Origin of the sequence: Blautia pseudococcoides, assembly GCF_001689125.2 — a bacterium.
In the GTDB taxonomy this organism is placed as follows: Bacteria; Bacillota; Clostridia; order Lachnospirales; family Lachnospiraceae; genus Blautia; species Blautia pseudococcoides.
On record NZ_CP015405.2, the window covers coordinates 580,307 to 602,409 of the forward strand.

The window sequence follows — 22,103 nt, forward strand, 5'->3', positions numbered from 1 at the left end:
CAAAGAAATCTGAATCGGGGTTGATTTCATGAAAAAAGTATCCGGGAGAGAGGGATATGACAGCAGAAAAGTAAATAGAGGCACCGGGTATTATGTGGATGGGAACACGGTCCGCCGTGTGGAGGAAGTACCCCAGCGTAAAAAGAAGCAGGTTAGCGCAGCCGCGCAGAAGAACAGAGCCAGGAACATGCAGATGAGCAGAGGGTATGTGATGTTTTTGGCAGTTATGTGTGTGGCTGTCTTATTTGCCTGCGTACATTTTCTGAAACTGAAATCCGAACTGACAGAGCAGAAGAGCCAGCTTACCGCAGAGGAACTAAAGTACAGTCAGTTAAAGGCAGAGAATGATGCGTACTACAGTGAGACGATTTCCAGTGTGGATCTGGATGCGATCAGGAAAAAAGCCATCGAGGAGCTGGGAATGAAATTTCCCACCGAGGATCAGATCAAGCATTATACACCGGGCGGCAGCAGCTATGTGAGACAGTATCAGGATGTGCCGGAGCAGTGATGGTACATAGGACAAAGCAGGTGATAGAGTGAATAAACAGGAATCAAAAAAAAGGAAAATGACAGGCACCATGAAGAAAAAGCTGGCGGGATTGTTTGTATTGATTCTGCTGGCTTTGGTGTTTCTGGTTATTGGAATTACCATTATCAATGCCAAGAGCGGTGACAAATACACAAAGCAGGTGCTGGCCCAGTCCCAGCAGCAGTATGACAGCACCACCATCCCCTACAAACGGGGAGATATCCTGGACCGGAGCGGAAATATCCTGGCTACCAGTATTAAGGTGTACAATGTGATCCTGGACTGCCAGGTGGTGAATTCCAATGAGGATTACAAGGAACCCACAAAACAGGCATTGTCCGAATATCTGGGAATTGATGGGGATACCGTGGAGGAACTGCTCACCAGTGAGGAGACAAAAGAAAGTCCCTATCAGATTTTGAAAAAGCAGATCTCCATGGATGAAAAAAAGAACTTTGAAAAGATGACAGAGATCCCGGCGGATGAAGAGGAGGCCAAGGCGCTCTCCAAGGAGGAGATATCACGCAGGAACAACACCCAGGGCGTGTGGTTTGAGGAAGATTATAAGAGAACCTATCCCCTGAATGAACTGGCATGTAACGTGATCGGATTTACTTATTCCGGCAACACGGCGGACTGGGGACTGGAGGGGTATTACAACAGTACACTGAACGGGACGGATGGAAGAAAAATTGGTTATTTCAACGATGATGCATCCCTGGAGCAGAATATCATTGACCCTGTCAACGGAAACAGCCTGGTCACCACTTTGGATGTGAATATTCAGAGCGTGGTGGACAAATACATCGAAGCTTTTATGGAGAATCTGAAGGACGGCCCTAATACAGATTACCGGGGTGCCAAGAATATAGGTGTGATCGTGGCTAACCCCCAGAATGGGGAAATCCTGGCTATGGGAAGCAATGATCCCTATGATCTGAACAAGCCCAGGGATTTGACCGCCCGGTATTCAGACGATGAGATCAAGGCCATGAATGATGACCAGACAAAAGATGCCCTTTACAAAATGTGGAGAAATTACTGTATTACAGACGCCTATGAACCGGGGTCTGTTGTGAAGCCCATCACTGTGGCATCCGCTCTTGAATCCGGCAGTATCACAGAGGAAGACACGTTTGTGTGCGACGGCGGAGAACAGGTAGCTGACCGGTATATCAACTGTGCGGTCTATCCCGATACCCACGGGACAGAGACTGTGGGGGAAGCTATCCAAAATTCCTGCAATGATGCCCTGATGGCCATCGGAAGGAAAATGGGAAGGGAGACTATGCTTTCGTACCAGGATAAATTCAATTTTGGGACAAGGACAGGGATCGACCTTCCGGGAGAGGGTACGGGCATTCTCTTCAGCTTAGACAACATGTTTGACACGGAGCTGGCAACCACCACCTTCGGACAGGGATTTACCTGTACCATGATTCAGGAGATCGCAGCCATCAGTGCCTGTATCAACGGCGGCACGTATTACCAGCCCCACCTGGTGAAAGAGATCAGGGACCAGGACAGCAATACCATCAAGAGCATCAGCGGGAATGTCTTAAAAGAAGTGATCTCCCAGGAAGTCTCTGCGGATATACGAAAATACATGGGCATGAGTATCGAAAACGGTACCAGCCAGACAGCCAAGATCCCGGGTTATTCCATGGGCGGCAAGACAGGGACCGCTGAGAAGGTTCCCAGGGGAAATCATAAATATCTGGTATCTTTTGTGGGATTCGCGCCCCTTGACAACCCTCAGGTTGTGATTTACGTGGTGGTGGATGAACCCAATGTGGAGGAGCAGGCCAGCAGTACCTATGCGCAGTATATTGCCCAGGCAGTTCTCTCGGAGATTTTCCCGTATCTGAACATTTATCCGGACCAGGAGACGGACCAGAAGCTTCAGCTCTGGGATGAATTTACAGGGACCACACGGATGGATGAGAGCGTGAACGGGGAGGACGGCAACGGTCCTTCAGGCGTAGTCATTGACGGTACGGAAAATCCGGACATGCCGGAACCGCCCCAGGATGATGCAGAGGAGGAGCTTGATCACAATGATGCCCAGAGCGACGGTATCACAAATGAGGATGCCGGCTTTGACGATGAGGACTACAACGGGGAAGAATAAGCATGGCTGTCTCGGGAGCAAGGGAGCACCTGGCGGGACAGTGGAAGGCTGAACTGTTACAAGCCGGATGCTTAATGAAAGCGGAATGCGGTGCAGATGAGAAATCTGTGCAGCATTCCCTTCTTTTTTTTACGGGGCAGTGCATATATTTATAAGGATAAGCTGCAGGGGAACCGGGAATGAAAAAAAACAGGACGTACCACAAGAAGAAGACAGTGATCGTGTTTGCCGCCTGTGTGCTGATGCTTGCAGGACTTATGGGCCGAATGGTCTATCTCATGGTGATAAAGTCTGATTACTATGCAAAAAAGGCAGAGCAGCTCCACGAGAGGGAGCGTGACATCAAGGCAGCCAGAGGCAGGATCATTGACGCAAAGGGGGAGATCCTGGCGGATAATAAAGCGGTATGCACCATATCCGTCATTCACAGCCAGGTAAAGGAACCGGATAAGATCATTGCCATGCTGCAAAAGGAGCTGGGGCTTTCTGAGGAGACAGCCAGAAAAAGAGTGGAGAAGGTTTCTTCCATTGAAAAGGTCAAGACAAATGTGGAGAAAGAAGTAGGGGACAGGATACGGGAATACGGCCTTGCAGGTGTCAAGGTGGACGAGGATTTTAAACGGTATTATCCCTGCAACGAACTGGCCTCCAAGGTACTTGGATTTACAGGGGGAGACAACCAGGGGATCATTGGGCTGGAGGTGTGGTATGATGACATTTTAAAAGGCATAGACGGCAAAATACTCACCACCACGGATGCCAGAGGCGTGGAGATTGACGAGCTGGGGGAAAGCCGTGTGGAACCGGTGGCAGGATATGACCTGCACATCAGCCTGGACAAAAATATCCAGATGTATGCACAGCAGGCGGCAGAGAAAGTTATGGAGGAAAAGCAGGCAGATGCCGTCTCCATTTTGTTCATAAATCCCCAGAACGGAGAGATCTACGCAGATGTAAATGTACCGGAATTTAATCTCAACGAACCGTTCACGCTGAACACCGATGCAGACACCTCGGGCATGACAGACAAGGAAAAACAGGATGCCTGTAACCAGATGTGGAGAAATCTGACCATCAACGATACCTATGAGCCGGGTTCCACCTTTAAGATCATCACCATGGCAGCAGGACTTTCCGAGGGGGTGGTCAGCATGGAGGATACCTTTTCCTGTCCCGGATTTAAAATTGTGGAGGACAGGAGGATCCACTGCCATAAGAGGACAGGGCACGGGGCTGAAAACTTTGTACAGGGCGCTATGAACTCCTGCAACCCGGTATTCATCGAGGTGGGGCTTCGGCTGGGCGTGGATAATTACTATAAGTATTTTAAACAATTCGGACTGCTCAAGAAGACCGGGATTGACCTTCCGGGGGAAGCTGCCACCATCATGCATAAAAAATCCAATATCGGGCAGGTGGAGCTTGCCACTATTTCCTTTGGCCAGTCTTTCCAGATCACTCCGATCCAGCTTGCCACCACAGTGAGTTCCATCATCAATGGCGGTAACCGGATCACCCCTCATTTTGGAGTCAAGGTGACAGATGAGGACGGAAATCTGGTAGAGACGCTGAAGTATCCTGTGGAGAAAGGCGTGGTAACAGAAGAGGTTTCCGAGGAGGTGCGCTATATCCTGGAAAAAGTAGTATCGGAAGGTTCCGGTAAGAATGCCGCCATTGAGGGCAGAACCATTGGAGGCAAAACAGCCACATCCCAGACACTGCCCAGAAGTGCCAACCGGTATATCTCTTCCTTCCTGGGATTTACACCGGCTGAAACACCTCAAATACTGGGAATCTGCCTGATCCACGACCCCCAGGGTGTCTATTACGGCGGAACCATAGCGGCCCCGGTCATCCGGGATATCTACGAGAATATTCTTCCCTATATGGGGATTGAAGGCTGATCCTGACCGTGGATGGAATAGTTACGGTTGATAATTGAGGACAAAAGCTTTATACTAATGGAAGTATGGCGGCAGCCCTGTCAGCTGGCGGGCTGCCGTGCATGGATAAAAAAATACATAAAAATGAGGTGTGTTATGACAGAGTATAAGATGGTACTGCCTGTACTGACAGCATTTATAGTCAGTGTGGTTCTGGGGCCTATCATTATCCCCTATTTACGAAAGCTGAAAATGGGACAGACCGAGAGGGAGAATGGTGTACAGTCTCATCTGAAAAAGGCGGGGACACCCACCATGGGAGGGATCATATTTCTGCTTTCCACAGTGGTCACTTCCCTGTTTTATGTGAAGGATTATCCCAAGATCATCCCCGTGCTGTTTCTGACACTGGGATTCGGGCTGATCGGCTTTTGGGATGATTATTTAAAAGTGGTCCTTCGGCGCTCAGACGGGCTTCTCGCCTGGCAGAAGATGCTGTGCCAGCTTGTGGTGACAGGCATATTTGCGTTTTATCTGATGAAATTCACGGATGTATCCATGACGATCAAGGTGCCGTTTGCAGCAGGCTATGAGATAAATCCGGGATTTTTGACCATCCCCCTCTTGTTTTTTGTGGTCATCGGCACGGTGAACGGCGTGAATTTTACAGACGGCCTGGATGGACTTGCCTCCTCGGTGACGATCATGGTTGCCACCTTCTTTTCCGTGGTTGCCATTGGGACAAAGAGTGGGATTGAGCCGATCACCTGTGCGGTGGTGGGTGCCCTCATGGGATTTCTGCTTTTCAATGTCTATCCGGCGAAGATTTTTATGGGGGACACAGGTTCCCTGGCTCTGGGCGGATTTGTGGCAGGTACGGCGTATATGCTGCAGATGCCTTTATTTTTGCTGATCGTGGGCCTGATCTATGTGGTGGAGGTGCTCTCTGTAATGATACAGGTGACTTACTTTAAGATATCCCACGGCAAACGGATTTTCAAAATGGCGCCTATCCACCATCATTTTGAGTTGTGTGGCTGGTCCGAAACCAGGGTGGTAGCCGTATTCTCCATTATTACGGCCATTCTGTGCCTGATCGCACTGCTGGCATTATAAGAAAGGAAGAAGAGAAATGGACAGAACAGAGTTAAAAGGAAAACGTGTGCTTGTATTTGGTTCCGGAATCAGCGGTATCGGCGCGGTTCGCCTGCTGGAGGCAGTACAGGCTGAGGTGATATTATATGACGGAAACGAAAAACTGGACAAAGAGGAAATAAGAACACGCCTGCCGGAGCATTCCGCCTGCAGGATCATCCTGGGAGAACTGCCAAAAGAACTGCCTGCCTCTCTTGATCTGGTGGTAATGAGTCCTGGTGTCCCGCTTGATATCCCGCCTGTGGAGACCCTCAAAAATGCAGGTATCCCGGTGTGGGGTGAGGTGGAGCTTGCTTACCGCATGGGGACCGGCACAGTGCTTGCCATAACAGGGACCAATGGCAAGACCACAACGACAGCCCTTCTGGGGGAGATCATGAAGGCCCATGCCCAATCTGTTTTTGTGGTGGGGAATATCGGAAACGCCTATACAGACGCAGCCCTTTCCATGACGGAGGAAAGCTATACGGTTGCGGAGATCAGCAGCTTCCAGCTTGAGACAACCATGGAGTTTCGCCCGAAGGTATCTGCTGTTTTGAACATTACGGAGGACCATCTAAACCGCCACCACACCATGGAGGAGTATATCCGGGTGAAAGAGCTGATCGCCCGGAACCAGACAAAAGAGGATTTCTGTGTCCTCAACTATGAGGATGAGGAGCTTCGCCGGTTTGCCTCTGTATGTCCGGCGCAGGTGGTCTTCTTCTCAAGCTTACATAAACTGGAACAGGGGCTATTCCTGGACGGCGGGCAGATCGTCATGCGCACCGGGGCAGAGGAGATCTCGGTGGCAGGAACAGAGGAACTAAAGCTTCTGGGACGCCATAACCATGAAAATGTCATGGCGGCTGTGGCTATGGCTTACTGCGGGGGTGTTCCTATGGATACCATCCGGCAGGTGATCAAAAGATTTACAGCAGTGACCCACAGGATCGAGTTTGTGGAGGAGATTGACAGTGTGGCATACTATAATGATTCCAAGGGGACCAATCCTGACGCAGCGATCAAAGGCATACAGGCAATGAACCGCCCCACGCTTCTGATCGGCGGCGGATATGACAAGGAGTCGTCCTATGAGGAATGGATTCAGGCTTTTAACGGCAAGGTTCGGTATCTGGTCCTCATCGGGCAGACAAAAGAGAAGATCGAAAAGGCTGCCCACGGCTGTGGGTTCATGAGCACAATACTGGCGGAAGACCTGGAGGAAGCCGTAAAAATTTGTGCGGAGAAGGCAAATCCGGGAGATGCCGTTCTCCTGTCACCTGCCTGCGCCAGCTGGGGACAGTTTGATAATTATGAGCAAAGAGGGGATAAATTCAAGGAATACGTGAGAAATCTGAAGGCATAAACCAATCCGGCGGACAATATAATGCAGTATGAGCAAAAAGGAAAGGGAAATGCGTGTGGAGAAGGAAAAAGAGCAGAAAAGACGCATGGATGGAACGCTTTTGATTCTCGTACTGCTGCTGGTAGTCTGCGGTCTGATTTTTCTATATAGCACGAGTGCATATAATGGCAGGGTGAAGTTTCATGACCCTGCCTATTATTTTAAAAAGCAGCTTTTCGCAACCTCCCTGGGGATGATGGGCATGTATCTGGTATCCTGTATGGACTACCATATCATTACAAGGATGGCACCTTTTCTCTATGTGGTGTCCATGGGGCTGTCTCTGGCTGTGCTTTTGTTCGGAGACGAATATAACGGCTCCAAGCGCTGGCTGTCCATTGGCCCTCTGTCCTTCCAGCCCTCTGAGTTTGCCAAGGTGGCGGTGATCCTGCTGCTCACCTATGTGATAACAAATTCCAAGAAGCGGCAGGACAGTCTTCTGCATATGGCAGGTACCATGGCTCTGCTTCTGCCCATTGTGGGTCTTGTGGGGACCAACAACCTGAGCACAGCCATTATTATTCTGGGTATTGGCGTTATCCTGATCTTTGTTTCCAATCCCAAATACCTTCCGTTCGTGGGAATCGGAGGGGTGGGCGTGCTGTTTATCGGGGTATTTCTGAGTATGGCCAGTTACCGTCTGGAGCGTATTGCCATCTGGAGGAATCCGGAAAAATATGAGAAGGGGTTTCAGACCATACAGGGATTGTATGCCATTGGAAGCGGGGGCATTTTCGGCAAAGGGCTGGGCAGCAGCCTGCAGAAACTGGGGTTTGTCCCGGAGGCGCAGAATGATATGATATTTTCCATTATCTGCGAGGAGACAGGTCTTATAGGCGCCTGCCTTTTGATCCTTATTTTCGCCCTGTTGATCTGGAGGCTCATGGTGATCGCCACCCATGCCAGAGATTTGTGCGGCGCCCTGATCGCGTCTGGGATCATGGGGCATATGGCGATCCAGGTGATCCTCAATATAGCGGTTGTGACCAACACCATCCCCAATACGGGAATCACCCTTCCCTTTGTCAGTTACGGCGGAACCTCCGTTCTGTTTCTGATGGGAGAGATGGGTCTGGCGCTGTCTGTGAGCCGGACGCGTTCGCCCTGAACCTTTTTCGCCTCTCTGCATACAATAGTGTATAGCCAGGAGGCGGGAGGAAAGGTAAGACTTGAATGAAATTAGGATAGAAGGCGGAAATCCGCTCACAGGCGAAGTAAGGATACAAGGCTCTAAAAATGCGGCGTTGCCAATGATGGCGGCCGCTCTTTTGCATAAAGGGAAAAGTGTACTGCACCGTTGTCCGATGATCGCGGATGTCTTTGTTATGGAAGAGATCCTGCGGGAACTTGGCGTGCAGATTCAGCATGAGGGGGATACTCTGACTCTGGACCCCTCCCATGTTAGAAAGACAGAGATCGACTGCTGCGAGGGCCAGAAAATGCGCTCCTCCGTTATTTTACTGGGAAGCCTGCTGGGCAGATACCACAATGCGTCTGTGCCCCATCCCGGAGGCTGTGTCATAGGGGAACGCCCCATTGACCTGCATCTGTATGCTCTGGAACGGCTGGGAGCGGTATTTGAAGAAAAAGAGGGCGTTCTCACGGCCAGGACGGAGGGACTGGTTGGGAACACCATACATTTTCCAAAAATAAGTGTGGGTGCAACCCAGAATGCTGTGCTTGCCGCTGTGCTTGCCAGCGGGATCACACGACTGGAAGGATGCGCCAGGGAACCGGAAGTTGTATGGCTGTGCCGTTTTCTGAATGCATGCGGTGCCAGAATTGAAGGAACAGGCAGCAGTGTCCTTACGATCACAGGGGTGGAGGAGCTGCACGGAACAGAGTTCACCGTACCTGCGGACAGGATCGTGGCGGGAACCTATGTGTGTGCCTGTGCAGCCACCAGAGGAGAGCTTGTTCTGGAGGACGCGCCTGTGGAGGAAATGGAAGCCCTCATGAGAGTGTATGAGAAAATGGGTGGACAATATGAAGTAATCGGTGGTAAACTGTCTTTGTGCAGCAAGTGGGTGCAGGTTCCGCTGAAAAGACAGTGCACGGAAGTATATCCGGGATTTCCAACGGATCTGCAGTCTCCGCTTATGGCGGTGCTGTGTACCATACCGGGGGAGAGCTGCCTGGTGGAAACCATTTTTGAGGACAGATTTAAGACAGCATCACAGCTTCAGCACATGGGAGCAGATGTCCGGGTGGACGGCAGAAAAGCTGTTATCCGCGGCGGAACTTTACATGGGGCGGCTGTGGAGGCACAGGAACTGAGAGGCGGAGCAGCCCTTGTGATCGCAGGGCTGGCGGCGCAGGGAGAGACTCTTGTGAGGAACAGGCAGTATATTGAGCGGGGGTATGAGGACATATGCCGTGATCTATCACAGCTTGGCGCCGTAATTGAGAGAGATTAAAGGGGAACATGTATGGATAGGAAAAAACACAGGATATTCTGGGGCTGCCTGGCAGCGGCCGTATTAATAGCCATTGCGGTATTCTTTACCTGCTTTCAGATTACCAGTGTTAAAGTAGAAGGAAATCAGAACTATACGGAAGATGAAATCAAAAAAATGGTGCTGTCAGGCCCACTTTCGGGCAACTCAGTGCTTGTGAGATTTCTTGATCCTGATGAAAGAACAAAAGATGCGGAATTTATAAATAAAATCTGGCTGGAGAGGACAAGCCGTCACAGCCTTGTGATCCATGTAAGAGAAAAAGAGCTGATCGGCTATGTGAAATTTCTGGACGGAAACCTATACTTTGACAGAAACGGGATCGTCCAGGTAAGCACCACGGATGAGCTGGAGAACATACCAAATGTAGAAGGGCTTGTCCTTGATAAGGTGGGGGTGGGAGAAAAAATCCCCGGACTTGACAAAGGCAGTCTGAGCCTGATCTTAAGTGTGACAAAGATGATGGAGAAGGGTGATCAGAAACCGGACAGGCTGGTACTGGATGAGAAGAGGCAGCTTGTGCTCTATTACGGCAAGGTGGAAGCCCGCATGGGTTATGACCAGAATATGGATGAGAAAATGAGCCGGCTTCTGGGCATAATCCCACAGCTTGAAGGCATGGAAGGTGTCCTTCACCTGGAAAATGTGGACGAAACTTCAAAAAATGTTGTCTTTGATAAGGTGCTCAGCGAGGCGGAGCAAAAGGCACTTAAGGAGAAGGGAAACGACAGCGGTGAAGAAACAGACAGCTCAGATACCGGGGATGACCATGAGGACTCTGACAGTTCCGGGGATGAGGATTCCGATCACAGCGGAGAGGATTCTGGCTATGAGGCTGGTTCCGGATATGAAGACTATGGTTCTGATGATGGTTCCGGGGAGGAATAACAGTGAACTTTTGTTTTTTAAGAGTCACAAATCGGGAAATTTCGATAATCTTTTTAAATTTTTTGTGAAAAAATAAATTTACCAGTTGATTAATTTTCCAAAAGACTATATTATATATCTATATGCATCATAAAGGTACTTAGAATTAAAGTATCTGGGTTTTCAAGGGGATTTATGATAAATACCTTTTGAGACCATGACAAGAAACATAAGACAGATAAACCTGATTACAGAAAATCATACACGTCAGTGTATCCGAATGCGGATAAGATGCAGATATCTGTGTTCATGAAGAAGCAGCGAAGTGGATTTAAAAACCCGCTTTACAACATACGAGGGAAGCTAAAGGAGGAAGTACTTTGTTAGAGATAATGACAAACGAAGCTGAATCATCTGCAAAAATTATTGTGATTGGTGTAGGTGGAGCTGGTAATAACGCAGTTAACAGAATGGTGGAAGAGGCTATCGGCGGAGTGGAATTCGTCGGAGTCAATACAGATAAACAGGCCCTGACCTTATGCAAGGCACCGACTGTAGTGCAGATTGGTGAGAAGCTGACAAAAGGCCTTGGTGCAGGTGCAAAACCGGAAATCGGTGAAAAAGCGGCTGAGGAGAGCATCGAGGAGATCAAACAGGTACTGCAGGGCGCTGACATGGTATTTGTCACCTGTGGTATGGGCGGCGGAACCGGAACAGGCGCTGCACCGATCGCAGCAGGCCTGGCAAAAGAAATGGGTATCCTGACCGTAGGCGTTGTCACAAAACCTTTCCGTTTTGAAGCTAAGACTCGTATGACAAATGCGCTGACAGGTATTGAAAAATTAAAAGAGAATGTGGACACACTGATCGTGATCCCGAATGACCGTCTGCTGGAGATCGTGGACCGCCGGACAACTATGCCGGAGGCTCTCAGAAAAGCAGATGAGGTACTGCAGCAGGCCGTACAGGGTATCACTGACCTGATCAATCTGCCGGCACTGATCAATCTGGACTTCGCAGATGTTCAGACGGTTATGATCGACAAAGGTATTGCACACATCGGTATCGGTGAAGGAAAAGGCGACGACAAGGCCATGGAAGCTGTACAGCAGGCCGTATCCAGTCCGCTTCTGGAGACCACTATCGAGGGTGCTTCCCACGTTATCATCAACGTATCCGGAGATATTTCTCTTATGGATGCCAACGATGCAGCCAGCTATGTACAGGATCTCACCGGAGAAGATACCAATATTATCTTCGGTGCCCTGTATGATGATAAAGAAGCTGATTATGTTAGAATTACTGTTATCGCTACCGGACTGGATGATGAGACAGCAAGAAAACCAAGCGTGAGCAGAGACAAGAAAGCAGCGAGACAGGAGGAACCGGTACAGCAGCAGACACCGGTACAGCCGCAGCAGCAGGCACCGGCATACAGCCAGCCTCAGCAGCAGCCGGCATTCAAGATGCCGTCCTTCCAGCCGCAGCAGGGCTTCGGAAGTACACAGCAGGGTACATTCACAAGCAATGTGCCGAAAAAGGATATCCAGATTCCGGATTTCCTGAAGAACAGAAGATAAGCGTTAAAACCACACAGGATAAAAGGGCAGTCCGGGAATTATTGCGGACTGCCTTTCGTGTATCAAAAGAGCCGTGTACCTTTACTTTCAGGGCGGATACGGCAGAGGAGAACAGCTATGGATAACAAGGGACTGACCCATTTTGACGGGGAAGGCAATGCGATCATGGTGGATGTGTCCGGCAAAAATGTGACAAGCCGCACAGCCACAGCCAAAGGCAGCATCCATGTAAACCGTGAGGTCATGGACGCGGTGGTGAACCACACAGCCAAGAAAGGCGATGTTCTGGGAGTGGCACGGGTGGCCGGAATCATGGCGGTTAAACAGACATGGTCCCTGATCCCCATGTGCCACACACTGCTGATCAGCAAGTGCAGTGTGGACTTTGAGACAGACCGGGAGAACCTGACGATCACCGCCTTTTGTACCGTTAAAGTGGAGGGCAGGACAGGGGTAGAGATGGAAGCCCTCACAGGAGCCAGCGTGGCACTTCTTACGATTTATGATATGTGCAAGGCTATTGACAAAAGCATGGTCCTGTCGGAAATTCATCTGGTGGAGAAAAAAGGCGGCAAAAGCGGGGATTTCAACTTTGGTTCTGATAAAAAATAATCGGTAATGAAACCAGTAGGTCTGTACGTTTACTGCAGTGGTCGTAAGGGCACGTTCCGCAGCCCGGTAAAATCCCACGGCCCAAGGCGGTGAAGGGACTGAACAGTTACAATAGTTGGTATAAAAAAGATTGGGGGTATTTTTATGAGAAGAGCAGCAGTGATAACATCAAGCGACAGCGGTTATGCAGGCGAGAGAGAGGATATGAGCGCGCCTGTCATCTGTGAAATTCTGGAGAAGGCAGGCTATCAGATTACATATAAGGTCCTGCTCCCTGATGAGAGAGGGATGTTAAGCCGTGAGATGGCAAGACTGGCAGATGAAAACATCGCGGACCTGATCCTCACCACAGGCGGAACCGGCTTCTCGCCCAGAGACTGCATGCCGGAGGCCACTATGGATATCTGTGAGAGACAGGTACCCGGTATTCCGGAAGCCATGCGGGCATACAGTATGCAGATCACCAAACGTGCCATGCTGAGCCGCCAGGCAGCAGGTATCAGAAAACAGGCACTGATCATCAACCTTCCGGGAAGCCCAAAGGCAGTGAGAGAATGCCTGGAATATATCCTGCCGGAATTGGAGCACGGCCTGGATATCCTTCAGGGAACTGCCCACAACTGTGCCAGAACTTGACTATGGAGGACAGGCGTCTGCACAGCGGGCAGAACAGAAAGTTATAATAGCTCGAAAATAGAAAGGGATGTGATACGGCGGTCAGGACCAGCCGTAGGACATCCCTTTTTATTATAAAAATATTCATATGTGCACCCAAACACCCTCCGGATTCGTCTAATGTATGTAAAAGACAATGAACCGGTTCAAAATATACAGCCAGTGTACTGCTCCCCAAAGGGGAAATGCCCATGGGCAGGACGCTGACAGAGAGGAGACGACCAGCATGTGGTTTGTAAAAAAGGCCCAGAGAGGGGATGCCGATGCTTTTGTGGAGCTGATCGAGCAGAATAAACAGGCAATGTATAAAGTGGCCAGAAGCTATCTGAGCTGTGAAGCAGATATTGCTGATGCCATGTCTGAGGCAGTGCTTTCGGCTTATGAGCATTTAGGGGAGCTTAAATCTGCTGCATATTTCAAAACCTGGCTCACCAGAATCCTGATCAACTGCTGCAAAGACATCCTGCGGCAGCAGGGCAGATGCACCGTAGTGGGACAGGTGCCTGAAGAAGGAGCGGTGGAAGAAATGAAAAGCAACCGCGGATTCACAGACTTGGTACAGGAGCTTCCGAAAGATTTCCGGATGATATTCGTCCTGTACTACGGGGAAGGCTTCTGCACCAGAGAGATAGCGGAGCTGCTTGACATCAGCGAAAATACAGTAAAGAGCCGTCTGCGAAGAGGACGGATGAAGTTGAGCGATATCTTACAGCATCAATAAAGGAGGCACACTATGAAGTATACAGAAAATGAAATGAAACAGATCCTGGAACAGGAGATAGAGATACCGAAAAAAGTGGATGAACGCCTGCAGGACACCTACAGTCAGATCCGTACCCAGAACAAAACAAGAACCACCCATGCACAAAAGTCCTGGCGGAAAATAACGGCAGCCGCGGCAGTGGCAGCCCTCACCCTGACTGTGACCGGCGGTACAGCAGCAGCGGCTTACCTCTCCGAACACACAGATTTCTTCCAGGGCATGTTTGGAAACACCACGAAATCCTCCCAGGAACACACCCAGGTCCTTGCGGACCCGGATAAAGAGGACGGCATGATGGCTGACCTCCCCGGCAAAGAATACGTTCCGGTAGATGAGGAGAAAGCTGACGCCCTCATAGGCGGCAATGTAACCGAGGTGAACATCACCAAAGAAATCGGTGACCACACCCTTACCATAGAGAATATTGTCACAGACGGCAACGGCATGCTCATGTCCATGACCCTGGAAAGACAGGGCGGAGTCACTGCACTGTACGCGGATGACGAGACAAACCGCACAAAAGGTGCCTATTTCTCCCAGGAATCCAACTTCTTCTTCTGTTTTGAAGATCAGGACGGAAACCCTGCCGGTGAATTTATGTATGTAGACACAGAAAAGAGCACACCTGATAAATACTACATTTATGATTACATGATATGGGGCAGTGCAGAAAATACCTCAAACCAGCCCAGACTGCACATTTATACCTATCCCGTTACTTTCGGCGAACTCCAGGAGATTGGCGGGACAGACCCGGAAAAGAGAGATCAGATAGAAGTGACAGAAGATTACGTGGACCTTCCCCAGTGCGAAACCATCCCCATGCAGTCCCTGACCCAGGATGATACCTGGATATGCTCCTATTCCCCCATCTCCATGAACATCAACATGTCCGCCCAGGCCCCCGAAGATGAGGCGCAGGACCCTTACTGCATCAAATACATCGAACTCAAGTACAAAGACGGCACAAGCTACATCATCTTCAAACAGGACGAACTGGACAACACCGGCTACATCTGCGGCGTAAACAACGAATTCCGCCTAACCTACAACCGCATCGTAAACCCCGACGACATCTCCCAGATCATCATCAACGACAATGTTTACCATATCAACTGATCGAATCACCCACACCATACAGAAAACCATCCGTCGCCACTACCAGGAGAAAGGGAGGGCCAGGCATCCCGGCCCTCCCTTTCTCCGTCCGTGGGCCTTACTTCCCCAATTTCTCCCGAACAACCTCAAGCGGCATCTCCCTCCCCGTCCATATCCGAAACGCCTCCGCTCCCTGATACAACAGCATAGCATACCCATTAAACCCCTTACACCCAGCCTCTTTTGCCATCCGCAGCAGCCGTGTTTCCCACGGATCATACACAATATCCCCCACAGCCAGTCCTTCATGCAGGTAATCCTTTCCGGGCAGAATACACCCCTCCTCATCCGGTTCCATCCCCACAGAAGTAGCATTCACAAGCAGAACACTCTCCCTCAGACTTTTCTTGAGCCGGTCTCTATCCTCATTATCACAGAGCAGGATCTCACACCCCGTCTCCTTTTTTAGACGCCAGATCAGCTCTTTCATCCGGGGCAGATATTTGCTGGTCATTCTGGCAAACACATAAATCCTGCCGGCCCCGTCAAGCGCCGCCTGTGTACAGATAGCGGTGGCAGCCCCTCCAATTCCCATAAGCGTAATACATTTTCCCGCCACACCAATATCCTGTGCCCTTACAGCCCGCATAAATCCAATGCCGTCCGTGTTATGCCCAATCAGCTTCCCCTCCCGGTTCTCCACTGTATTGACTGCGCCGATCAGCCTTGCGGCAGGGGACAGTTCATCCAGATATTCCAATATCTTATTTTTATTGGGCATAGTCAGATTAAATCCCTTTACGTGAAGCGTACGAAGTCCTTTTACCGCATCCTCCAAACTCTCTTCATTTACTTCAAAACAAAGATAGACAAAATCCAGTCCCAGGGCCTGGAAACCGGTATTATGCATCATAGGGGAAATGCTGTGTTTCACCGGGCTTCCCAGTAGTCCGGTAAGCTGTGTATATCCTGTAATTGGTATCATCATTTTTCATCCTTTCCTGGTGTGTTTTTTTATATTCTCCTGTTCTTTCCCTACAGCAGATATCTGCATTAATTTAAAGTGTAAAAGGAAACTTCCATGGTGTCAAGAGAAAAAGTATGCTATAATAGCGGCAGAAATGACCAGGAGGAGAAAGAATCATGAAAACCGTAGAGATAAAAGGTATTAAGATCGGAGAGGGAATTCCCAAAATCTGTATTCCTCTTACAGGAAAAACAAAAGAAGAGCTCATAAAAGAAGCAGAAACAGTGAAAAATATGAAACCGGATTTGGTGGAATGGCGCGCAGATTGTTATGAGGAGGGAGAGAACAGCGAAAATAGTTTGGAAATGTTGAAAACGATTCGCGGTATTTTTGACACGATTCCCCTTCTTTTTACCTTCAGAACCGACAAAGAAGGAGGTGATCGGCCCATCACCTGTGCGGATTATGTAAATCTTCTGGAAAATGCCGCCAAAACCGGCTTTGTGGACCTGATTGACGTGGAAGCTTTTTTTGACACAGCTAAGACAAAAAAACTCATAGAAAGCCTTAAAAAGTGCGGTGTCTTTGTGGTTGCCTCCAACCATCATTTTGACAGGACTCCTTCTATAGAAGAGATGGTAAACAGGCTGGAGACCATGGATAGTATCGGAGCCCATATTTTGAAGCTGGCTGTCATGCCCAGAAGTGAGGAGGACCTCATGTCCCTTTTGACAGCAACGGTCATGATGAAGAAAAGGACAGACAAACCGGTCATCACCATGTCCATGGGAAAAGCCGGAGTTCTAAGCCGTCTCTGCGGGGAGACAGCAGGGTCAGCCGTCACATTTGCAGCAGGTGTGAAGGCTTCGGCACCGGGGCAGATTCCTGCTGACAGGATACGCAGGACCCTTGCCCTTCTTCATGAAAGCTTTACATAAAAAGGATAACATAACAAGAAAAAACGGGACCAAAACTGTCGAAAAGATTTTTGATTCGTCCAAGCGGTTTTGACAAAATAAACACCCCCTATCGCCTATAATGAACATTACTTATTCCAGATAAGTATGCAGCGGAAAGAATCACTGCGCAGTGCATGCAGAGTTACGAATTGCGCGTGTAGCAGTCTTTCGGCTGTCATGAATGAGTCATACAAGGTTTAGGGGGTGTTTTGTGTACTACGAATTTTACATTGACGTTTTTTTCGTAGTCAATCTGGTAATGGATTTTTTGCTGCTGCGTCTGGTAAACCGGGTGCTGAAGGGGACTGCCACTCCTCTTCGTTCTCTGGCAGGTGCGGCGCTGGGAGCTGCCGGTATCTGTGTGATCACACTGCTGCCCTTATCGTCCCCCTACGTGCGGGTATTGCTTTCACATGGAATTTTGGGTGTCCTCATGGTGTGGGTGGGCTGCTGCTGCAGATCATGGAGAAAATTAGTTACAGGGCTTTTGCTGCTGTACGGTTTTTCTTTTCTCACAGGAGGAATACTTACTGCCCTGCCGGGAAGCACTAAGGAAGGCTTACTTACGTTTTGTTTCATCACCACAGCCACTTACTGGATTCTCATCTTAGGAATGCGACTCTTGGAATACTTAAAAGGAAAAAGCTCCGCCATATGCGAAGTCACTATCTTCGCTGGCGGCAAATCAGTGAAAGTCAAAGGACTGTATGATACTGGCAACAGGCTGCGCGACACACGCACCAGAAAACCGGTGAGTGTGGTGGAATACGGGAGGTTTGAGGAGCTTCTTGGCGATGACCAAAAGGCTTCTTTTGAGAGGCTTCTTGGAGGAACCGGAAGCACAGAGGATATCTGTGCCCAATCGGTGCTGGCCTTTCATCCCCATTACATTTCATACCGCAGTGTGGGGCAGGATAATGGACTAATGCTTGCCGTCACTGTAGATAAACTATATGTATCAGCAGGAGAAGAAGGCAGTGTGGTAAAACATGCAGTTTTAGGGCTTGCAGGGAACCAGCTTTCCACTGCCGGAAACTTTCAGATAATCGTCAATCCGTGCATCGTGAACGCAGAACAGCATGGGATCCTGCATTCATGAGGGCACTGCAAAAGTCAGAAATCGCTTTGACAGTTTTAGGGAGGAGCATAAATGAATATGGAAGCAGCAGCAGAGAGAAAAGTACAGATGCCTGTTTTTTCGGGGTTTTCCAATATTATATTCAGAAGAGGGGAAGAAATTCATTATATCGGAGGGGCAGAGGTCCTTCCGGCGCCTTTGGATGCAGAGGCCGAGGCGGAAATGATAGGAAAATTACAGACAGAGGACAATGCGGATGCGAAATCCCGTCTGATTGAACATAACCTGCGCCTGGTTGTGTACATTGCCAAGAAATTTGATAACACCGGGGTAGGGGTGGAGGATTTGATCTCTATAGGAACCATAGGTCTGATCAAGGCCATCAATACATTTAACCCCACAAAAAAGATCAAGCTGGCAACATACGCGTCCAGATGTATTGAAAATGAGATTCTTATGTATCTCAGGCGAAACAGCAAGACAAAGATGGAAGTTTCCATTGATGAACCGCTGAATGTGGACTGGGACGGCAATGAACTGCTCCTGTCCGACATTCTGGGAACAGATGAGGATGTGATTTACAGGGGAATAGAGAGTGAAGTAGAGCGTTCCCTTCTGGGGAAGGCTATCGGAAAGCTGACCAAAAGGGAACAGACCATTGTGCGCCTGCGTTTTGGCATCAATATGCCGGATGGCAGAGAAAAGACGCAGAAGGAAGTGGCAGATCTTCTGGGTATCTCCCAGTCTTACATATCCAGGCTGGAGAAGCGGATCATGAAGAGATTGAAAAAAGAGATTGTGAGATACGAGTAAAATAGCATCTTTTTATAGGCTATGGCATAGACGTATCTGCAGCGAGAATTTAGTGGATTTACAGAACAGCCGTCTACGATACGGAAAAGCAAATCTGTTGGGGTTTGTGTTTTCCATTCATAGACGGCTGTTTTGTTTCATATGCTTTTGAATTTACATATTCTGCTGGATTTCCCGCTTTTCTTTCAGAATGATTTCTGCAAGCTGGGTAATCCGTTCGTCCGACATTCTGGCAGCCGGAGCGGAGATAGAGAAGGCATAGCGGGCCCGCCCTTTATAATCAGGAAGGCTGACTGCAATGCAGCGTACACCAAGTTCGTTTTCCTCATCATCCAGTGCATATCCTTTTTTTCTGACTTCCTCTATTTTTTCCTGAAACCGGGAGTAATCCGTAATAGTGTGGGGGGTCAGGCGGATAATATTGCTTGCATTCCAGAAACGGCGTATTTGTTCCTCCTCCATGTCTGCTGCCATGGCTTTTCCAACGCCTGAACAGTAGAGAGGGATCCGGTTGCCCACCTTGGATACCATGCGGACAGAGTTCTGGTACGATTCTTCTTTATAGATATAGACAGCCTCCGCACCGTCAAGCTGGACAAAATGTACGGTTTCCCCTGTTTTTTCAGAGAGTTTTTTCAAATGAGGGCGTACAATCTCCAGGATATCCATGCGGCTTAACAGCCGGTTGGAAAGGCTTAATAATTTTAATGACAAATCATATTTCTGGGTGTATGTGTCCTGTTTTACATATCCCATGTAAATAAGGGAGCAGAGCAGCCGGTGTACCGTGCTTTTGTTCAGGTCAAGCTGCCGGCTTAAATCTGCCAGCGCGATAGGAGCGTCACAGGCCAGGGTTTCCAGGACCAGAAAAAGCCTGTCAGCCACCTGAATGGGATTTTTTTCTTCCATAATATATTCCTGCCTTTGGTTATTTTTCACGAATAGGCTTTGGCGTTATTGTAACACTTTCCCATTCAGGAAACAACCGGAATTTTTTTTCATTTTTCTCTTGACAATCTGAGCCGGAGGAGTATAATTCAAGATAAGGATATCACAATACGAAACAGAGTTTCATAATGTGGAATATATAAAAGTGAATAGGCAAAATAAAACTTTATAGCAAGACCCATAAAAACAAAATATCATGAACCATTTTAAGGAGGAAATTATGAACGCGATCTTAGAACAGCTTTCAAAATTCGGTGTTGTTCCGGTAGTTGTATTAAATGAAGTGAAAGATGCTGAGCCGCTGGCAAAAGCATTATGTGAGGGTGGTCTTCCCTGTGCAGAGGTAACATTCCGTACTGCAGCAGCAGAGGAATCTATCCGTACCATGACAGAGAAATTTCCTGAAATGCTGGTTGGCGCAGGTACTGTTTTGACTACAGAGCAGGTGGACCGTGCAGTGGCAGCCGGTGCAAAATTCATCGTCAGCCCGGGATTTGATCCGGAGATCGTTGACTACTGCCTGGACAAAGATATTTTAGTCCTGCCCGGATGCGTAACGCCTTCTGAGGTAGCACAGGGTGTTAAGCGCGGATTGAAAGTGCTGAAGTTCTTCCCGGCTGAACAGTACGGCGGTGTGTCTACCATCAAAGCTATGGCAGCAGCATATGTGGGAATCAAGTTTATGCCTACAGGCGGAATTAATCCTAAGAATGTAAAAGACTATCTGACCTGTGATAAGATTTTTGCATGCGGCGGAAGCTGGATGGTAAAAGGCGATTTGATCGCAGCAGGAGAATTTGATAAGATCAAAACCCTCACAGAGGAAGCCGTTGCTCTGGTGAAAGAAGTAAGATAGGGAAAAAGCCCGGAATCGTTATCATGCGGTTATTGACTGGCTGCAGAATAGAAGAAGTATGAAGAGCTGTGTGTTATCACAGAGAAAATAATATAGGATTTATGGCAAAGGAGAAATAAAAATGGCAAAAAGAGTGATCACATTTGGTGAAATCATGTTAAGACTGGCTCCGGAAGGATACTACCGTTTTGTACAGGCAGATACCTTCGGCGCAACATACGGCGGAGGAGAGGCCAATGTGGCTGTTTCCCTTGCGAACTACGGGTTTGACGCAGCATTTGTCACAAAGCTGCCAAAACACGAGATCGGACAGGCTGCTGTCAATTCTTTAAGAAAATATGGTGTAGATACAACGAAGATCGCACGGGGCGGCGACCGCGTGGGCATTTATTTCCTGGAGAAAGGTGCATCCCAGAGACCATCTAAGGTTATCTATGACCGTGCCGGCTCCTCGATCGCCACAGCAGAAGCCTCTGATTTCGACTGGAAGCATATTTTCGACGGCGCTGACTGGTTCCATTTTACAGGAATCACACCGGCCTTAAATGATGAAGTGGCAGCCATCTGTCTGGAGGCCTGCAAAGCCGCAAAAGAGGCAGGTGTGACCATTTCCTGTGACTTAAATTACAGAAATAAACTTTGGTCCAAGGAAAAAGCCGGACAGGTTATGGGTGAAATCTGTAAATATGTGGATGTCTGCATAGCAAACGAGGAAGATGCTGCCGATGTATTCGGCATTAAGGCTGCCAACACAGATGTTACAACCGGTACCGTAAACCATGAGGGATACAAAGATGTTGCAAAACAGCTGGCTGACCGGTTTGGTTTCTCAAAAGTTGCCATTACACTGAGAGAGTCCCTGTCTGCAAATGACAACAACTGGTCCGCTATGTTATATGACGGAAATGATTACTTTTTCAGCAAAAAATACAAAATGCACATCGTTGACCGTGTAGGCGGCGGCGACAGCTTTGGCGGCGGATTGATCTGCGCATGCTTAAACGGCTATGATGCACAGTCCACCATCGAGTTCGCAGTAGCTGCTTCCTGTCTGAAACACTCTATTGAGGGTGACTTCAATATGGTTTCCATGGATGAAGTATCCAAACTTGCAGGCGGAGACGGTTCAGGACGTGTTCAGAGATAAGGTCAGATGAAATAGTTATAAATGATAGCCCTTTTGCCATGGGTGAACATTTAAATAAAAATGGGATGTTGTGAAAACAGCATCCCATTATTCATACAATGGAAAGCACATGCTGCGGACTTCCATTGCCCATGGTGGTTCCGTATGGTTTTTGCCTGTAACGGTTCGGGTGCTGAATCGTTACACGGCGTTCTGT

At 48.8% G+C, this 22,103-nt stretch carries 20 protein-coding genes; 18 read left to right on the forward strand and 2 right to left on the reverse strand.

Features of this window, described 5'->3' with window-relative positions; all coding sequences use genetic code 11:
* Nucleotides 1-28 precede the first annotated feature (28 nt).
* The 13 genes from A4V09_RS02695 (at nt 29) to A4V09_RS02755 (ending at nt 15,160) form a co-directional block, all read left to right on the forward strand.
* On the forward strand, nt 29-511 hold the full coding sequence (locus A4V09_RS02695) for a hypothetical protein (RefSeq protein ID WP_065540984.1): 483 nt from the start codon (nt 29-31) through the stop codon (nt 509-511).
* Between the two features lie 28 nt (nt 512-539).
* Nucleotides 540-2,663: a peptidoglycan D,D-transpeptidase FtsI family protein gene (locus tag A4V09_RS02700; protein WP_084043408.1), complete on the forward strand. Its 2,124-nt coding sequence runs from the start codon at nt 540-542 to the stop codon at nt 2,661-2,663.
* 179 nt (nt 2,664-2,842) lie between these two features.
* Nucleotides 2,843-4,567 carry a peptidoglycan D,D-transpeptidase FtsI family protein gene (locus A4V09_RS02705; RefSeq protein ID WP_065540985.1) on the forward strand — a complete coding sequence of 575 codons (1,725 nt, stop codon included), beginning with the start codon at nt 2,843-2,845 and terminating at the stop codon, nt 4,565-4,567.
* Nucleotides 4,568-4,702: 135 nt separating this feature from the next.
* Nucleotides 4,703-5,662, forward strand: coding sequence for a phospho-N-acetylmuramoyl-pentapeptide-transferase (gene mraY / locus A4V09_RS02710; protein ID WP_065544602.1), 960 nt, complete (start codon nt 4,703-4,705; stop codon nt 5,660-5,662).
* Nucleotides 5,663-5,678: 16 nt separating this feature from the next.
* Nucleotides 5,679-7,049, forward strand: a complete 1,371-nt coding sequence (gene murD, locus A4V09_RS02715; protein ID WP_065540986.1) for a UDP-N-acetylmuramoyl-L-alanine--D-glutamate ligase — start codon at nt 5,679-5,681, stop codon at nt 7,047-7,049.
* 28 nt (nt 7,050-7,077) lie between these two features.
* Entirely contained in the window at nt 7,078-8,196 is a 1,119-nt protein-coding gene (locus A4V09_RS02720) for an FtsW/RodA/SpoVE family cell cycle protein (RefSeq protein ID WP_330396498.1), read from the forward strand.
* A 61-nt stretch (nt 8,197-8,257) separates the two neighbouring features.
* Complete coding sequence (gene murA / locus A4V09_RS02725; RefSeq protein ID WP_065540987.1) at nt 8,258-9,505, forward strand: UDP-N-acetylglucosamine 1-carboxyvinyltransferase; 1,248 nt, start codon at nt 8,258-8,260, stop codon at nt 9,503-9,505.
* A 12-nt stretch (nt 9,506-9,517) separates the two neighbouring features.
* The gene (locus A4V09_RS02730) at nt 9,518-10,432 is read left to right on the forward strand and encodes a cell division protein FtsQ/DivIB (protein WP_065540988.1); all 915 of its coding nucleotides are present in this window, start codon (nt 9,518-9,520) and stop codon (nt 10,430-10,432) included.
* A gap of 371 nt (nt 10,433-10,803) precedes the next feature.
* Nucleotides 10,804-11,991 carry a cell division protein FtsZ gene (ftsZ, locus tag A4V09_RS02735; RefSeq protein WP_065540989.1) on the forward strand — a complete coding sequence of 396 codons (1,188 nt, stop codon included), beginning with the start codon at nt 10,804-10,806 and terminating at the stop codon, nt 11,989-11,991.
* 117 nt (nt 11,992-12,108) lie between these two features.
* Nucleotides 12,109-12,603, forward strand: a complete 495-nt coding sequence (moaC, locus tag A4V09_RS02740; RefSeq protein ID WP_065540990.1) for a cyclic pyranopterin monophosphate synthase MoaC — start codon at nt 12,109-12,111, stop codon at nt 12,601-12,603.
* Between the two features lie 144 nt (nt 12,604-12,747).
* Complete coding sequence (locus A4V09_RS02745; protein WP_065540991.1) at nt 12,748-13,239, forward strand: MogA/MoaB family molybdenum cofactor biosynthesis protein; 492 nt, start codon at nt 12,748-12,750, stop codon at nt 13,237-13,239.
* Nucleotides 13,240-13,504: 265 nt separating this feature from the next.
* The gene (locus tag A4V09_RS02750) at nt 13,505-13,999 is read left to right on the forward strand and encodes an RNA polymerase sigma factor (RefSeq protein ID WP_065540992.1); all 495 of its coding nucleotides are present in this window, start codon (nt 13,505-13,507) and stop codon (nt 13,997-13,999) included.
* Nucleotides 14,000-14,011: 12 nt separating this feature from the next.
* The gene (locus A4V09_RS02755) at nt 14,012-15,160 is read left to right on the forward strand and encodes a DUF4179 domain-containing protein (protein WP_065540993.1); all 1,149 of its coding nucleotides are present in this window, start codon (nt 14,012-14,014) and stop codon (nt 15,158-15,160) included.
* Nucleotides 15,161-15,257: 97 nt separating this feature from the next.
* Here the strand turns inward: A4V09_RS02755 and A4V09_RS02760 are convergent, their stop codons facing one another.
* Nucleotides 15,258-16,124 (reverse strand): shikimate dehydrogenase, encoded by an 867-nt coding sequence (locus tag A4V09_RS02760; RefSeq protein ID WP_065540994.1) that lies wholly within the window; start codon nt 16,122-16,124, stop codon nt 15,258-15,260.
* A gap of 158 nt (nt 16,125-16,282) precedes the next feature.
* Here A4V09_RS02760 and aroD point away from each other — a divergent pair, with 158 nt between their 5' ends.
* The 3 genes from aroD to sigE all read left to right on the forward strand — a co-directional run bounded on the left by aroD (nt 16,283) and on the right by sigE (nt 18,956).
* Entirely contained in the window at nt 16,283-17,044 is a 762-nt protein-coding gene (aroD, locus tag A4V09_RS02765) for a type I 3-dehydroquinate dehydratase (RefSeq protein ID WP_065540995.1), read from the forward strand.
* 232 nt (nt 17,045-17,276) lie between these two features.
* Entirely contained in the window at nt 17,277-18,164 is an 888-nt protein-coding gene (locus tag A4V09_RS02770) for a sigma-E processing peptidase SpoIIGA (RefSeq protein WP_157766893.1), read from the forward strand.
* 87 nt (nt 18,165-18,251) lie between these two features.
* On the forward strand, nt 18,252-18,956 hold the full coding sequence (gene sigE / locus A4V09_RS02775; protein ID WP_225305410.1) for an RNA polymerase sporulation sigma factor SigE: 705 nt from the start codon (nt 18,252-18,254) through the stop codon (nt 18,954-18,956).
* Between the two features lie 153 nt (nt 18,957-19,109).
* Here the strand turns inward: sigE and A4V09_RS02780 are convergent, their stop codons facing one another.
* Nucleotides 19,110-19,865: an IclR family transcriptional regulator gene (locus A4V09_RS02780; RefSeq protein ID WP_065540997.1), complete on the reverse strand. Its 756-nt coding sequence runs from the start codon at nt 19,863-19,865 to the stop codon at nt 19,110-19,112.
* A gap of 259 nt (nt 19,866-20,124) precedes the next feature.
* Between A4V09_RS02780 and eda the strand changes: the two genes are divergently transcribed.
* Together eda and A4V09_RS02790 are read left to right on the forward strand one after the other, a co-directional pair.
* Complete coding sequence (gene eda / locus A4V09_RS02785) at nt 20,125-20,760, forward strand: bifunctional 4-hydroxy-2-oxoglutarate aldolase/2-dehydro-3-deoxy-phosphogluconate aldolase (RefSeq protein WP_065540998.1); 636 nt, start codon at nt 20,125-20,127, stop codon at nt 20,758-20,760.
* Between the two features lie 121 nt (nt 20,761-20,881).
* Nucleotides 20,882-21,907, forward strand: coding sequence for a sugar kinase (locus A4V09_RS02790; RefSeq protein ID WP_065540999.1), 1,026 nt, complete (start codon nt 20,882-20,884; stop codon nt 21,905-21,907).
* Nucleotides 21,908-22,103: the final 196 nt, after the last annotated feature.